Source organism: Streptomyces sp. MCA2 (genome assembly GCF_023544705.1).
GTDB classification, from domain to species: domain Bacteria; phylum Actinomycetota; class Actinomycetes; order Streptomycetales; family Streptomycetaceae; genus Streptomyces; species Streptomyces decoyicus.
This window is the reverse complement of record NZ_JAMJFM010000057.1, coordinates 1-12879: the sequence shown is the minus strand read 5'-3', so window position 1 is coordinate 12879 and position 12879 is coordinate 1. Positions and strand designations below refer to the sequence as shown.

General features: G+C 70.8%; 12 protein-coding genes. 3 read left to right on the top strand and 9 right to left on the bottom strand.

The features are described from left to right. Positions 1-7: 7 nt before the first annotated feature. The 7 genes from M8I34_RS34005 to M8I34_RS33975 form a co-directional block, all read right to left on the bottom strand. Positions 8-751: a class I SAM-dependent methyltransferase gene (locus M8I34_RS34005; protein ID WP_250056272.1), complete on the bottom strand. Its 744-nt coding sequence runs from the start codon at positions 749-751 to the stop codon at positions 8-10. A 155-nt stretch (positions 752-906) separates the two neighbouring features. Then, positions 907-2034, bottom strand: a complete 1128-nt coding sequence (locus M8I34_RS34000; protein ID WP_250056270.1) for a cytochrome d ubiquinol oxidase subunit II — start codon at positions 2032-2034, stop codon at positions 907-909. Beyond that, on the bottom strand, positions 2031-3521 hold the full coding sequence (locus M8I34_RS33995; RefSeq protein WP_250056268.1) for a cytochrome ubiquinol oxidase subunit I: 1491 nt from the start codon (positions 3519-3521) through the stop codon (positions 2031-2033). Before M8I34_RS33995 ends, M8I34_RS34000 begins: the two co-directional genes overlap by 4 nt. Positions 3522-4052: 531 nt before the next feature. Then, the gene (locus M8I34_RS33990; RefSeq protein WP_244416843.1) at positions 4053-4397 is read right to left on the bottom strand and encodes a hypothetical protein; all 345 of its coding nucleotides are present in this window, start codon (positions 4395-4397) and stop codon (positions 4053-4055) included. A gap of 142 nt (positions 4398-4539) precedes the next feature. Then, positions 4540-4788 carry a non-oxidative hydroxyarylic acid decarboxylases subunit D gene (locus M8I34_RS33985; protein WP_250056266.1) on the bottom strand — a complete coding sequence of 83 codons (249 nt, stop codon included), beginning with the start codon at positions 4786-4788 and terminating at the stop codon, positions 4540-4542. Positions 4789-4919: 131 nt separating this feature from the next. Next, positions 4920-6344, bottom strand: a complete 1425-nt coding sequence (locus tag M8I34_RS33980; protein WP_250056264.1) for a non-oxidative hydroxyarylic acid decarboxylases subunit C — start codon at positions 6342-6344, stop codon at positions 4920-4922. Between the two features lie 77 nt (positions 6345-6421). Continuing rightward, the gene (locus M8I34_RS33975; RefSeq protein ID WP_308372739.1) at positions 6422-7012 is read right to left on the bottom strand and encodes a non-oxidative hydroxyarylic acid decarboxylases subunit B; all 591 of its coding nucleotides are present in this window, start codon (positions 7010-7012) and stop codon (positions 6422-6424) included. Positions 7013-7243: 231 nt separating this feature from the next. Between M8I34_RS33975 and M8I34_RS33970 the strand changes: the two genes are divergently transcribed. Next, positions 7244-8134 carry a helix-turn-helix transcriptional regulator gene (locus tag M8I34_RS33970; RefSeq protein WP_250056262.1) on the top strand — a complete coding sequence of 297 codons (891 nt, stop codon included), beginning with the start codon at positions 7244-7246 and terminating at the stop codon, positions 8132-8134. Positions 8135-8299: 165 nt separating this feature from the next. On the opposite strand, the gene M8I34_RS33965 is transcribed toward M8I34_RS33970, so the two are convergent. Then, entirely contained in the window at positions 8300-9559 is a 1260-nt protein-coding gene (locus M8I34_RS33965; protein WP_250056260.1) for a LuxR C-terminal-related transcriptional regulator, read from the bottom strand. 185 nt (positions 9560-9744) lie between these two features. On the opposite strand from M8I34_RS33965, the gene M8I34_RS33960 reads away from it, so the two are divergent. Both M8I34_RS33960 and M8I34_RS33955 read left to right on the top strand, forming a co-directional pair. After that, on the top strand, positions 9745-10686 hold the full coding sequence (locus M8I34_RS33960) for an NADP-dependent oxidoreductase (RefSeq protein WP_250056258.1): 942 nt from the start codon (positions 9745-9747) through the stop codon (positions 10684-10686). Positions 10687-11021: 335 nt separating this feature from the next. After that, positions 11022-12371, top strand: a complete 1350-nt coding sequence (locus tag M8I34_RS33955; protein WP_250056256.1) for a M64 family metallopeptidase — start codon at positions 11022-11024, stop codon at positions 12369-12371. A 101-nt stretch (positions 12372-12472) separates the two neighbouring features. Here M8I34_RS33955 and M8I34_RS33950 read toward each other — a convergent pair. Then, a partial coding sequence (locus tag M8I34_RS33950) for a CAP domain-containing protein (protein ID WP_250056253.1) occupies positions 12473-12879 on the bottom strand: 407 nt, incomplete at its 5' end.

Sequence of the window (12879 nt, the reverse complement as noted above, 5' to 3'; positions counted from 1 at the left end):
TGTTCTGTTACGCGGTGCCGTCCGCGCGTTCGTAGACGCTGATGTGGCGCCAACTTGCGGCGGTGTACGGCTCGCCGTTCCACCCGCCCCACCGTTCGCGCAACCGGAGGCCGGCGATGCGGGCCATGAGGTCGAACTCGGGCGGGTGGGCCAGGCGCAGCCTGATGGGAGAGAGTCTGATGCCCCCGCTGCTGATGCGGATGTGGTTCAGGTCGAGGACCTGGGTCAGTGGGTCGTACCGGCCGGCATCGAGGTCGACGTGATCGAGGCCGACCCGCTCGGTGTCGAGGTACTGATGACCGGGGCGTGCGGGCGCGGTGGGGACGCGGCATTCGACGACGAACACACCGTCGTCGGTGAGATGGCCGGCGGCGTTCTGGAAGCATCGGACCTGGTCTTCCTGGGTGAGCAGGTTGCCGATCGTGTTGAAGACCAGGTAGGCCAGCCCGTAGGTGCGGCCGGTGGTGACGCGGGACATGTCGCCCATGGTCACGTCGACTTGATCGCCACCTGGTTTCTCGCGCATCCGGCCGACCATGTCCGTCGACAGCTCGATCCCGTCCACCCGTACCCCCGCCTGCGTCAGGGGGAGCGCGATGCGGCCGGTGCCCACGGCGAGTTCCAGGGCGCTTTGCTGCCCGGCAAGATTGGCCAGGAACGCGACGGTCTCGGCCTCATCGCCGCGTGGCTCGTCGTCGTACCGCTGGGACACCTCGTATCCGAAGCTCGTCCTGGGATCGAATCCCTCCACGGAACGCTCCTCTCATGATCAGCCGAATCGCTCGGCCGAGCCTGACGAAAGCTCGCGTGCGGGCCGGACCCTACCGCCGAAGGTGCGTCCACCTCCACGCATTCAGTGAGCCGTCTTGATGCGGCATTGACGGCTCGGTCCGCACGCGCTGCGCGTCAGTCAGGATCCCTCGGCCCGTCATGGCCCGGGTCGGTCGTGCCGCCATGGACCGGGTCCTTCCGGTCGGTACGGCTCGGGCCGGGCGGGTCATCGCGGCCCGGCTCGGTCCGGTGCAGGTCGGCGTCGGAGAGTGGTTCGAGTTCGCCGTGGGTGTCCAGCCAGTACAGGAAGGCCACGGCCGGGCAGACGACCACGGCGGCCACGAGGGTGACCAGGCCGACCCACCGCAGGCTGCTGGCAGGGCCGGCGCCCTCGGCCACGGTCAGGGAGGTGGGGATGAGGTAGGGGCGTTGGGCGGCCCCCCAGGCGAGGACCGCCGCGGCGACGACGCCGACGGCGGTGAGCCGCGACCAGGCTCCGGACCGGCGCAGCAGGAGCAACCCCGTGGCGAGGGAGCAGACTCCGGCCAGGACGACGAGGCCGAGGCCGACGCCGTGGGTGAGGCCGTGCCATACGTGGGGGGCGTCGCTCCGGGTGACGGTCAGCATGATGCCCGCCAGTACGGCGAGCGCGACGAGACTGCCCAGTGCCCGCCGCCGGAAGTAGCCGACCAGGTCGGGTGCCTCAAAACGGGCGGCGTCGGCGGCCAGGAACACGGCGCCGAGGAAGGCCGTCGAGACGATGGCGATCAGCCCGAAGAGGATGGAGGTCGGGTTGGCCCAGGCATGAGCCGACGCCTCCGTGCCCGGTACCGCCCGTCCCGAGGCGATTCCGCCGACGGCCGCGCCGAGGAAGAACGGGGTGAGCAGCGAGGAGAGGGCGAAGGCGGCGCCGTAGAGGCGGCGCCCCGCGATACGGCGGATGGGCTTGCGCAGTGCGAAGCCGGCGCCGCGCAGGACCAGGCCGATGGCGGCCAGGGCCAGCGGCACCCACATCGCGGAGAACACGGTCTGGAAGAGGATCGGGAACCCGGTCCACATGATGACGAAGATGAAGACCAGCCAGACGTTGTTGACCTCCCATACGGGGGCCATGGCATGGTCGATCAGCCATCTGGGGCGCTTGCCGCGCTCCGCGCCCCCGGCGGTCAGGTCCCAGAATCCGGCTCCGTAGTCGGTGCCGCCGGCACAGGCGTAGGCGGCCACGGCGAGCAGCAGCGCCACGGCGATCACAGCGGCGATCATGGCCGGCCGCCCTCATCCTCAACCGGTGCCGATCCCGTCTCGCCCGGCGGCCGTGGGTCGCCGGCCGGCACCGGCGAGCGCGGCCCGTAGGGCGTGCCGCTCTCCGGTCCCTCGTGCCGCTCCCCCGCCGCCGGTCGCGCGTCGGCGAGCCGCCAGCCGGTACGCATCTTGAGCAGCACGGCGAGCAGCGAGCCGAAGATGAACACATACACCACGATCACCAGGCCGAGCATGATCCACAGACTGGTGGACCGGGTCGCCGTCACCGCCTCGGCGATCCGCATGTGCCGGTAGACGATCCAGGGCTGGCGTCCCACCTCGGCGGTGACCCACCCGCATTCGACGGCGACGACGGAGGCGACACCCGCGCACGCCGCGCCGCGGAAGAACCACGGTGAACGGGGCAGCCGACGGCGTCGCAGCCGGCACCAGCCGTACCAGAGGGCGAGGAGGAGCAGCAGTGAGCCGAGCACGACCATGAGGTCGAAGGCCCAGTGGGCGATGGTGGCCTGGGCGACGGTCGGCCGGTCGCTCGCCGGGACGGAGGTCAGCCCGGTCACCCTGGTATCGGAAGTGAACCCGGCCAGATAGGAGTCGAGTTGGGGGATCTTGATGCCGCCGGAGATGCTGCCGTCGGGGTGCAGACGGCCGAAAATATACTCCGGTACGCGGGTGTCGGTCCGCCAGACCATCTCCGTCGCGGCGAACTTCACCGGTTGCTTCTGAAAGACCGACCGGGCGATGGAGTCACCGAGCAGCATCTGCACCGGGGTGAACACCGCGGCGAGGGTGAAGGGAACGGTGAAGCCGAGCCGGTGGTAGCGGTCGCGGCGGCCGCGCAGCCAGCCGACGGCGTAGACCCCGGCAACGGCGTACCCCGCGGTGACCAGCATCGCCACGACGAAGTGCCAGTACTGGGGGCCGAACATCGGGGTGAAGATGGCCGACCAGATGTGGACGTCCACGGGCTTGCCCTTGGCATCGAGCGTGAATCCTTGGGGCGTGTTCATCCATGAGTTGGCCGCCAGAATCCCGAACGCACCGAGCAGGGCGGCGGCCGGAAGCGGCAGGCCGAGCAGGAAGTGGGTGCCGGGCTTCAGCCTCCGCCAGCCGTAGAGATAGATGGCGATGAGCACCGCTTCGAGGAAGAAGGCCCATGCCTCGACCCCGAATCCGATCCCGAAGACGCCGCCCCAGGTGCCCATCAGTCCCGGCCAGAGCAGGCCGAACTCGAAGGACAGCACGGTGCCGGTGACGACGCCGACCGCGAACTGCACCGCCATGACCGCCGACCAGCGTCGGGCGAGGAGCAGCGCCACGGGGTCGTGGTGACGGAGGCCGCGACAGTGCATCACCAGGGTGATCAGCGGCAGCGCCACGCCGAACGGCACCAGGATGATGTGGGACGCCAAGGTGAAAGCCATCAGCTGCCTGGCCGGGAGCAGTTGGGCCGGGGCGTCCGCCAGCAGGGTGACCGTGGTGTGCATGCCTACGTGCCTTTGCTGCTCGGGACGTTCAGGAGAGGGCCGCCTCGGTGGCGCCGACGGGCGGGCCACGCCGTCGGCCCGGTCCGCCGGGCCGGGCCTCCCGTACCTGCGCCGGCTTCCCCTCTCGTGCTGCGCCGGCGGTGGGGTTCACGATGGCCTGCCTCCTCGGTGCTCGGCCCCGTCCTGCGGACAGCGCCGGGCCCGGTGCTGCGGGACAGCGCCGGTTCGCGCCCGGCTCGTCACGGAACCACCGGCGGGCGCGGGCAGCACGCACCACGGGCCCGCATTGAGCCGTTGGGCCGATGAGCTTCGCCCGGTCGGCCCAGTCGCTAGTCAACGGTGCCTGGGGTGCCCAAGGCCTGCGGTGCCTAAGGAAGGGCAGGGGGTTCGGCAGTCCCGAACTGCCGGACCCCCTGCTCCAGGAGACCAGGACTCACCAGGACACTTCGTCGCCCTCCTCGGCCCGTCGCCGCGCTCGGTCCCTCGTTCCCCTCCTCGGTCCCTCGTCGTCCTCCTCAGTCCGTCGCCGCGCTACGCCGTCTCATGACTGGCGTTGCCGTTGATCTTCTCTATCGCCTGACGGGCCTGCTCCTGAGGAGAACGGGACGGCAGGGGCGACACCGTGGTGGTGGACGCCATGGCGGGCTGCTGCACCCGGTCCTGTGTCACCGTCTTGGCGTGGGTGGCCGGCGGGCGGATGCGTAGCCGCTGGCTGGCGGCCTCATCAAGGGTCACGGGGCGCTTCCAACGGGCAGCCAGCCGGGCGGCGTCCTGACCGAGCGCGGCAACGTCCTCCCACTGCAAACGAACCACCAGAGAAACTTCGGCGTCTCCGTCCGGCAGGGCCTGGAGCTGCGGGATACCAGGGTCAGTCATGGTGCCCTCCTCACATCGTGGACCGGTGCCCCACGGGGCACGGATATGGAGAGATACGCAGCGGCACCCGCCACCGTTCACATCCCGCCACCGGCAAAGATTTTCCGTGGCTTCCAGCAACTCCCCCATGCGGGGCCGCTCTTCATCCGGTGGGCCGCAGGGGCGGGACGGCGGGCACTTCCGGGGCGCTGTCGATGGCGTCGAGGGTCAGCCGGAAGCTCTCCGGGTAAGCGTCGCGCCGGGTGCGGCGGTCGGGCTCGCTGGTGCGCCAGCAATAGAGGCACCGCGCGCACTGCAATACGTGCCAGGCGCCCGGGACGGGTGAGGCGAAGAGCTCCTCGATGGTGGTGTGTGCGCAGCGCGGGCAGCAGGTGGTGGCATCGGCGGTCATGGTGTGCCGGGGTTCCCTTCGTGAAGTGGGGGAAGGACGTGGTGTATCGCACCCGCGGGTGCGGTACGCGAGCGCGATACGCGGATCCGATACGCGGGTCCGATACGCGGGTCCGATACGCGCGTGCGTCGTCAGCGGTGGGCGGCGAGTTGCTGGAGCTTGGTGAGCCAGGCGCCCGTTTCGGGCAGGTCGCGGACCTGGTTGCCGTAGTTGCCGCGGGCGTCGGGGGCGACCGGGGTGGTGGCGTCGATGATGAGCTTGTCGACGATGCCGGGGGGCTGCGCCTGCGGGGCCAGTTCGAGGACGGGCATATGGGGGACCTGGATGAGGTCACCGGCCGGGTTCATCTTGGTGGACAGGGCCCACATCACCTGCGGCAGGTTGAAGGGGTCGACGTCCTCGTCGACGACGATGACGGTGGCGGCGTAGCCGAGGCCGTGCGGGGTGGTCAGCACCCGCATGCCGACCGCCTTGGCGAAGCCTCCGTAGCGCTTCTTCGTCGAGACGATGACGACCAGGCCGTGGGTGTACATGGCGTTGACCGCCTGGACCTCGGGGAAGTCCGTCTTCAGCTGCTGGTACAGCGGCACACAGGTGTTGGCGGCTATCAGGTAGTCGACCTCGGTCCACGGCATACCGAGGTAGAGGTGCTCGAAGACGGGGTCGGTGCGGTAGGAGATCTTGTCGATACGGAGGACGGGCATCTTGCGGCCGCCGGAGTAGTGGCCGGTGAACTCGCCGAAGGGGCCCTCGATTTCGCGCTGACGCCCCTCGATGACGCCCTCGATGACCACTTCCGATCCCCACGGCACCGGCAGGCCGGTCAGCGGGGCCTTCGCGAGCGGTGCCGGGGCGCCGCGCAGGGCTCCGGCCAGCTCGTACTCGTTCTCGTCGTACTTCATCGGTGTGGAGGCGACGATGGAGATCACCGGGTCGTTGCCGAGGGTGAGGGCGACCGGCAGGTCCTCGCCGGACTCCTCGGCCTTGCGCAGATGCTGGGCGATGTCATGCATCGGCACCGGTTGCAGCGCGAGCCTGCGCTTGCCCTTGACCTCGATGCGGTAGATGCCGACGTTCTGCTTGCCGCTGTGGTCAGGGTCCTCGGGGTCCTTCGAGACGACCGCGGCCTTGTCGAGGTAGAAGCCGCCGTCGCCGTCGTTGAGGCGGATCAGCGGGAGCACCTCGAAGATGTCGACCTCGTCGCCGTCCATGGTGTTCACGGCCCACGGCGGGTCCTCCCGCCACTCGGGCGCGACCGGGAACTCCGCCCAGCGGCGGATGAACTCCGCCACCTGCTCCTTGGTGCCGGTCTCCTTCGGCAGTCCCAGCGCGAGGGCGTGGTTGGCCCAGGAACCGTGCACATTCATCGCGATGCGGGCGTCGGTGAAGCCGTGCACGTGGTCGAAGTACAGCGCCGGCGCCGCATCGCCCAGCCTTGGAACCGCGTTGGCGGCCGCGGCGATGTCCGGTTCGGGCATCACCTCTTCGGTGATACGCAGCAGCTGGCCCTCCTTGTCGAGGGTCGCCAGGAAGCTGCGGAGGTCGTCGTATGCCATGTGAACTCTCGGTGCGACGGGTGGGATGGGGGCAGGGGGCGGGGGGACGGGCAGGACGGGTGGGGCGACGGTCGGGGTCAGGCGGCGGGCTTGACCTGGCGGGCGGCGCGCATGCCGTCCCATCGCTTGGCGGCGGGTGCGGGCAGGTCGAACTGGTCGAGGATGCGGGCCGTGAGGTGGTCGACGAGGTCGTCCACCGACCGCGGGTGGTGGTAGAAGGCGGGCATGGGCGGCACCATCTGCACCCCCTTGCGCGCGAGAGCGAGCATGTTCTCCAGATGGATCTCGCTCAGCGGTGTCTCCCGCGGGACGAGCACGAGCGGGCGGCGCTCCTTGAGCACCACGTCCGCCGCCCGCCCCAACAGCCCGTCGGCGTAACCGGACCGGATACCCGCCAGGGTCTTCATCGAGCACGGTGCGATCACCATGCCGTCCGTCCGGAAGGAGCCCGACGAGAGGGTCGCGCCCTGGTCCTCGGGGTGGTGTGTGACATCGGCGAGTGCACTCACCTCGGCGACGGAGCGGCTGGTCTCCAACTCGATCGTGGTCCGTGCCCAGCGGGAGAGGACGAGGTGGGTCTCGACATCCGGCAGCTCGGCCAGGGTCTCCAGCAGCCGGACGCCGAACACGGCTCCCGTCGCTCCCGTCATGCCCACGATGAGTCGCACAGTGGTCAGCTCCTTCGGTTCGTCGGACGGCACGGAGGCCGGTGGAAGGCGGTTGGCGGTTGGCGGTTGGCCGTGGGCGGCATGCGGGCATGCGGGGGCACTGAATGTTTCGGTCACCGCATCGTCACGACGGATTGGTGTCGCGTCCGCCCGCACGTGGCCTGACCGGCCCCGTCACCTCTCACGCTAGGCGCGAGCCAGCCCTTCGAAGCGGTACGCTGAGGACACGCTATGGACAAAAACGGACCCGCTGACGTCACCGAGGTCCCCTTCAGGGCCACCGCGGGAGCCCCTCCCGGCGCGGAGGTCCTCGGCTTCGGCGATCTGCTCGCGCGTGCCCGCGGGCACGACATCGACCCGTACGCCACCAAACGCCTGGCCTTCCACGAGCTGATCGCGGTGCGCACCGGCGCACTGCGCTGCTCCGTGGACTTCACCGAACACGAGCTGACTCCGGGCAGCTGGCTGTGGGTGCGCCCCGGCCAGATCAGCCAGTACCGCTCCGACCTCACCCGGGCCGAGGGCACCATCGTGCTCTTCCTGCCGGGCTTCCTGAGCCCCGCGACCGTGGACGCCGCCCACGTCGACCAGCCCCATTGGCAGCTGCCGCTGACCCCACGGGGTGCGGAGGCGGATGCCGTACGGCATGTCCTGGAGCTCTTGGAGAGCGAGTACCGGCAGCTGGTCGGCCTGCCCCTGGAGGTGCATATCGAGGTGGTGCGCCATCTGCTCGCCGTCCTCGTCCTGCGGCTGGCGCATGTGCGCGGCGCGCAGAGCGGTGACGAGGCCGGCAGTGCGGCATTCCGGAGCTTCCAGCAGGCGGTGGAGCGCGACTTCGCCCGTACGCACCGGGTGGAGGAGTACGCCCGCCGGCTGGGCTACAGCGTCCGCACCCTCACCCGCGCGACCCAGGCCGCCGCCGGGTGCGGCGCCAAGCGCTATCTCGACGACCGGATCCTCCTGGAGGCCAAGCGCCTGCTGGTGCACACCGGTCTCACCGCCACCGCGATCGGCGACCGGCTCGGCTTCCCGGACGCCACGGTCTTCACCAAGTTCTTCCGGCAGCGAGCCGGCGAAACCCCGGCCACCTTCCGCCACCGCGCGCGGGGGAACCGGCCGTGACCCGGCATCGGTGTCCGGCGTCCGGCCCCCGTGGGCGCCGCGGACCGCGCTGTCATCTGCGCCGGGGCAGCCGGGCAGTCAGGCGAAGTCGGACAGCCGAGCAGTCAGTCAGAGCCGGGCAGCCAGGCAGAGCCGGGCAGCCGTACGGTCGGACAACGAAGCCGGCTACGCCACGGTGTGGAAGAGCGCCGCCGCCTCGCCCCGGGACTCGACGCCCAGTTTGGTGAGGATCTTTGCGACATGGAACTTCACCGTCGACTCACTGATGTGCAGCTCCTGCGCGATCGCCCGGTTGCGGTGCCCCAGCGCCAGCCGGGTCAGCACCTGTAGCTCCCGCTCGCCCAGCGCAATGAGGGGGTCGGGGGCCGCGTCCTGGGAGATCCGCAGCGGGATGGTCGCCGACACGGTGGTCCCCCACCCCGGTACGGCGTCGACGTCCAGCCGCCCGTTCAGCACGTCAAGCCGTTCGGTGACCCCGCCGTGCGCCAGGACGCCGTGGGTGAGCGTGCCGGGTCCGTCGTCCCGTACCGTCGCGCGCAGTTCGTCGTCGGTGATCTGCCAGCCGACGTGGACGCGGCCCACCGCCTCCTGTTCCAGCACCTTCAGCAGCAGCGTACGGACGATGGCCCGCGCGGTGTGCGCCACGTCGGCAGCGACGGTCCGTGTGGAGTCCGGAGCGCCCAACTCCAGCCGTACGGGGCTGTACCGCACGAGCGGCCGCAGCACGTCGGCGAGCCGGGCGAAGGCCTGGGCGGCCGGTTCCTCGGCGATCTCCTGGTCCCGTTCCGCCTCCGCACGCAGCTCCACCAGGGCCGTGACCGCAAGGTCCGTGGCGGTGGCGCGGGCCGCCGCATCGTCGAGGGTGCGGCTGCGCAGGACGGCCAGCAGGCCGGTGAGCCCGGCCGAGTAGGCCTCGCCCAGCTCCGCGATCACCTGGGCCCGGGTCCCGGCGGCGGTCCGTGAGCGGGCCAGCGCACCGGGCACGGCCTCCGCCGCCAACCGGTCGAAGTGGCTGGTGACCAGGTCCCAGAGCGCCTGCACGAGGGCGGCGGCGCGGTCGTCGACGGGGGTGGCGTCCGCGTCCCGTACCAGCAGCAGGACCGCGCCCCGGAGAGTGGCGTGGCTCGTCACGGCCAGCACACACCGCTCGGCGCCGGCGAGCGTGAGGGTGCCCTGCCACGGGCGGCCCGGAGTGCCCGAGGCGAGCAGCGGCGCCAGGTCCGCGGTGGACAGCCGGCCGGTGAGCTCCGCGTCGCCGTACGTCTTGAACGGTGAGTGCGCGCAGTGCGTGGACAGTTCCGCGGCGGCCCGGTGCGGCACCACCTCGGCCAGGACGGCGGAGAGCCGGGGCAGGATCTCGCCCAGTGGCTGGCGGATCACCTCGTATGCGGCGGTCAGGGCGGGCACGGAACCGGTCAACTCCATGTGCGTCAGCGTAACCAGCGGCGTCGGGGCAGGCGCTGGCCTTTCGACCAGGTCGGACTGTCCCGATGATCGGCGCCGTCTCCCTTCCCGGGGACGAGGCTGAAGTCATCGATCCAGTGCCGCCGGCACGACAGTCCGGGCATTGCGTACACCCGACATTCCATCCATCGAACGGGGAGACCCACATGCGAGCGATCATCTACAACGAATTCGGCGGCGCGGAGGTGCTCGCACTCGGGCACACCGACAAGCCGGTGCCCGGACCGGGGCAAGTGCGGGTGAAGGTGGTGACGGTCGGCGTCAATCCACTGGATTACAAGCAGCGTTACGGGTGGGTGGAGCAGTTCTACCCGACGACTTTTCCTGCCGTGCCGGGGCTGGAGTTCGCCGGAGTGGTCGACGCGATCGGTGACGCGGAGGGCGACGGCCCCGACGGAGACCCGGCGGACGCCCTCGCCGTCGGCGACGAGGTCTTCGGCTTGACGAGCACCGGTGCCTACGCGGAGTACGCCCTCGCCGCGGACATCGTACGCAAGCCCGCGGCGCTCTCCTTCGAAGCCGCGGCGACCCTCCCGGTGGCCGGTGAGACGGCACAGCGCGTGCTCGACCTGCTGGGTCTGAGGGAGGGCGAGACCCTGCTGTTGCACGGCGCGGCGGGCGCCGTCGGCCAGATCGCGGTACAGCTCGCGGTGGCGCTGGGCGCCTCGGTGGTCGGCACGGCGTCCCCGGCCAACCACGACTTCCTGCGCTCGCTGGGCGCGGTCCCGGTGGCGTACGGAGCGGGCCTTGCCGACCGGGTCAGGGCGGCTGCGCCGCAGGGCGTCGACGCGGTCTTCGACGCGGCGGGCCAGGACGCGCTGCCGGTCTCGATCGCACTGCTCGGCGGAACGACCGACCGGATCATCACTATCGCCGATATGCACGCCGCGGATCACGGCGTGGTCTTCTCGGCGGGCGGTACACCCCCGGAGAAGGTCCGGGCAATCCTGGCCGCGCACGCCCGCCTCGCCGTCGAGGGGAGGCTCGCCGTACCGGTCGTCGAGACCTTCGCTCTCGCGGACGCCGCCAAGGCCCAGGAGCTGAGCGAAGCGGGGCATGTGCGAGGGAAGTTGGTTATCAAGATCTGAAGTGGGTCATCGATATCTGAGGACGGCGCCGGCCGGTGCGTGACGACGTCCGCCTGGAGCGCCGCAACCGGCCACCGCCGCCACTCCCCCCGGTGCGCCACAGGAAGCCGGCCTGTGGCGCACCGCCAAGTGCGGGTGGTGGCTGCCGGGTTGGCGACGGGCCGCCCCCGGTGGCCGCGGGGCTTGGTGCAGGGGGTCGCCGTGGCCTCAACTCATCTTTCCTCTACGCCACTCGGGCCCCGTCCGTTGCCTCAAACCTCCGCAGCCTCTACGTTGAGCGCGCCTGAATTCAGTTCAACCCGCCGCTCGTGCGGCGGGCTTCGGGAGGACCCCCCATGCGCAGACGCACCTCCGGACACACCTCGAAAGACACCTCCAGACGCACCTCCATACGCACCGCCGTGTCGGCCGGCCTTGTCGTGGTGACACTGGCGGCAACAGCCGCCGCGGCCACCGCCCAAGGCACCGCCTCGGCCCCGTCCCCGCACGCACAACGCACCCAGCAGGTCGAGTACTTCACCGGATCGACCGCTCACCCCCGGCACACCACCGTCCCGGCCTCGAAGCCGGTCTCGCCCTCCGACAAGGCCGCGATCGCCGCCGACGGTGACGTCACCTCTGTCGTGCAGAACGGCCCGGTCGGCAGCAAGCTCGACGTGGTCTTCGTCGGTGACGGCTACACCGCGGCCCAGCAGGAGGACTTCCACGCTGACGTCCGCGCCAAGTGGGCCAAGATCTCCGCCGTCGAGCCCTACGCCTCGTACGCCGGCCTGTTCAACGTCTGGGCCGTCGACGCCGTCTCCAACGAGTCCGGTGTCTCCGGGGATCCGACGCAGGACGTGGTCCGCGACACCGCCCTCGACTCCGCCTTCTTCTGCGAGGGCACCGAGCGGCTGCTCTGCGTCGACACCGGCAAGGTCGAGTCCTACGCCTCCAAGGCCCCGGCCGCCGACCTCGTCGTGATGCTCGGCAACTCCACCAAGTACGGCGGTGCGGGCTACAACGACATCTCCTCGCAGGCCGGTTACGACGGGATCGCCACCGCCTCCTCCGACAACGACCGGTCCGACCAGATCGCGGTGCACGAGACCGGTCACTCGCTCGGCAAGCTCGCCGACGAGTACGACTACGGCCAGTCCGGCACCTACACCGGCCCCGAACCCACCGAGGCCAACATCAGCACGCTCTCCGCCGACCAGATGACCGCTCAGCGGCAGAAGTGGTACCGCTGGATGGGCCAGGAGTCGCCGGACGGCGGCGCGGTCGGCGCGTTCGAAGGCGGCGGCTACTACCAGTACGGGCTCAACCGGCCCACCGAGGACTCGATCATGCGGACGCTCGGCCGGGAGTTCAACCTCCCCGGCCGCGAGGCGATGATCGCGGGCTTCTACCGCTATGCGACCGTGCTGAACAGCCCGGTGGCCACCGACCGCGCAGTGGCCCGTAAGGCTCGTCTCCGTGTCACCGTGCCCGCCTCCGCGCAGGTGAAGTGGTATGTCGACGGCCGGGAGCGCAAGGCCGCACGCGGCAGGTCCACGGTCGTGGTGCGGGCCCTCGGGGTTCCTGCCGACGGCCGCAGCCATACGGTCACGGCCAAGGCCACCGACCGTACGGCCGCGGTCCGTGACCCGGCACTGCACAAGCTGCTGTCGGGCTCGCTGAGCTGGCGGGTCTCCCCTAGGTAGCACCTCGCACACCGCCCCCGGTGCCGGGCGTGCCGCGTCAACACGCGCGCCCGGCACCGGGGGTTCGGCCTCTCACGGGCGCCCGCCCCGGCAGGCGAAGGTCAGCGCGGTGCGGCGAGGTCCTGGGTCCACCAGGGCCCGCCCGTGCCCTCGACGACGCCGATGCCGACGGCGGTGAACTTGCAGTCGAGCATGTTGTCGCGGTGCATGGCGTCGCCCATCCAGTCGTTGACCGCCGCGGCGGCGGTGCGCGGACCCCGGTCGAGGTTCTCGCCCCAGCTGCTCCAGCGAAATCCGGCGGCGGTGATCCGGTCGTCGGGGCCGGTGCCGTCCGGAGCGTCGTGCTCGTAGTACTGACGAGCCGCCATGTCGGCGGAGTGGCGCCGCGCCGCGTTGTGCAGTCTCCGGTCGATGCGCAGCGGTCCGCAGCCGGCCTGTGCCCGCCGCTGGTTGATGAGTTCGGTGGCCTGTTCTTCGAGGCTGGGCGGGGTGGCCGACGGGGTGGGCG

Bases quoted from the DNA above. Each gene is read 5' to 3' on its own strand.
- M8I34_RS34000 (WP_250056270.1), bottom strand. From the start codon at position 2,034: ATGATCGCCGCTGTGATCGCCGTGGCGCTGCTGCTCGCCGTGGCCGCC.
- M8I34_RS33995 (WP_250056268.1), bottom strand. From the start codon at position 3,521: ATGCACACCACGGTCACCCTGCTGGCGGACGCCCCGGCCCAACTGCTC.
- M8I34_RS33990 (WP_244416843.1), bottom strand. From the start codon at position 4,397: ATGACTGACCCTGGTATCCCGCAGCTCCAGGCCCTGCCGGACGGAGAC.
- M8I34_RS33985 (WP_250056266.1), bottom strand. From the start codon at position 4,788: ATGACCGCCGATGCCACCACCTGCTGCCCGCGCTGCGCACACACCACC.
- M8I34_RS33980 (WP_250056264.1), bottom strand. From the start codon at position 6,344: ATGGCATACGACGACCTCCGCAGCTTCCTGGCGACCCTCGACAAGGAG.
- M8I34_RS33970 (WP_250056262.1), top strand. From the start codon at position 7,244: ATGGACAAAAACGGACCCGCTGACGTCACCGAGGTCCCCTTCAGGGCC.
- M8I34_RS33965 (WP_250056260.1), bottom strand. From the start codon at position 9,559: ATGGAGTTGACCGGTTCCGTGCCCGCCCTGACCGCCGCATACGAGGTG.
- M8I34_RS33960 (WP_250056258.1), top strand. From the start codon at position 9,745: ATGCGAGCGATCATCTACAACGAATTCGGCGGCGCGGAGGTGCTCGCA.
- M8I34_RS33955 (WP_250056256.1), top strand. From the start codon at position 11,022: ATGCGCAGACGCACCTCCGGACACACCTCGAAAGACACCTCCAGACGC.